The organism is Inquilinus sp. CA228 (genome assembly GCF_052078665.1).
Taxonomy (GTDB): domain Bacteria; phylum Pseudomonadota; class Alphaproteobacteria; order DSM-16000; family Inquilinaceae; genus Inquilinus.
Genome location: NZ_JBQJIK010000184.1, coordinates 1 through 1,292, shown reverse-complemented (window position 1 = coordinate 1,292; position 1,292 = coordinate 1). Strand labels below are relative to the sequence as shown.

Annotated in this window: 2 protein-coding genes; both read left to right on the top strand. The window is 79.0% G+C overall.

Annotated elements, in window-relative coordinates:
• The coding region (locus ACTOWL_RS37890) for a hypothetical protein (protein WP_441326470.1) at positions 1 to 510 on the top strand (510 nt) is incomplete at its 5' end.
• Between the two features lie 8 nt (positions 511 to 518).
• On the top strand, positions 519 to 1,292 hold a 774-nt coding region (locus ACTOWL_RS37885; RefSeq protein ID WP_441326469.1), incomplete at its 3' end, for a hypothetical protein.

Genomic DNA, 1,292 nt, shown 5'->3' with positions numbered 1-1,292 from the left:
GCGAACCAGCCGCAGGCTGCGGCCGCCCGCACCGCCCAGCCGGCGCCGGATCCGGACAACCCCGCCGAGCTGGCGCGCCCGTTCCAGTCGGCCGAGGAGCTGCGCACGGTGCCCGGCATCAGCCGTACCCTGGCCGACGCGCTGATGCCGCTGGTCACCGTCCTGTCGCCGGCCGGCGGGATCGACCCTTTCGCCGCCGACCCGCTGGTGCTGCAGGCCCTGCCCGGCGTCACCCGCGCCCAGGCCGAGGCGGTGGTGCGCGCCCGGCAGCAGCGGCCGGCACCGACGCCGGAGCGGCTGGCCACGCTGCTGCCGGAGGACGCGGGCAAGCTGCTGCGTGCCGGGGCCGGGCCGGTCTACAGCGTCAGCGTCGAGGCCGCGACCGCCCGCGGCGCGCGCGGACGGGTCGAAGCGGTGATCTGGGTCGCCGCCGACGCCGAGAGCTTCTATCGTATCCTGGACTGGCGGGAGGCCGGCTTCGGCCGGCGTGTGGGGGAGGACCCGGCATGATCGCCGGCATGATCCGTCGAACGGCGGTGTTCCTGCGCTGGTGGGGGCGCGAGCTGGCCGCGCTGGTGCCCGACCGCTGGCTGCACCGCCCGGTCCTGCGCCGGCGCCGGCTGATCCTGCTGTGGCGCGAGGACGGCGCCCGGCTGATCGAGACCCGTGGCCGCCGGGTGCTGCGCGAGGTGCCGCTGGGCCATGTCCCGGCCGGCGGCAAGCAGCGGCGCGGCGCCGAGGTCGTCCTGCCCGTCCCGGCCGAGGCCGGGCTGCGCCGCCGCAGCGTGCTGCCGCGCGAGGCCGAGGCGGCGCTGGGCCGGGTGCTGCGCTTCGAGATCGACCGGCTGACCCCCTGGCCCCCCGGCACCGCCGCCTTCGCCGCCCGCCGGCTGCCCCCGACCGGCGACGCCGCCACCATCGCGGTCGAGCTGACGGCGATGCCGCGGGAGCAGGTCCAGGCCGCGGTGCAGGCGGCCCGCGCCGCCGGCTGGACCCCGGATGTGGTCGACCTGGCCGGCGAGGACCCGCTGGCGCCGCCGGGCCCCGACCTGCGCCACGACATCGATGCCGAGCGGCGCCGGGCGCTGCGCCGGCTGGCCTGGCTCGGCGGGCTCGGCCTCGGCGCCCCGGCCGCGATCGCGGCGGCCTGGCTGGTCTGGACCGTCGCGGCGCATTGGGCCGTGGTCTCGGATCTGCGTGCGCAGGTGGCCACCGCCCGCGCCGCGACCGCGCCGGCCAGCGCCCTGCAGGCGGAGATCCGGGCGCTGGAGGAGGCCGGCTCCTATCTCGGC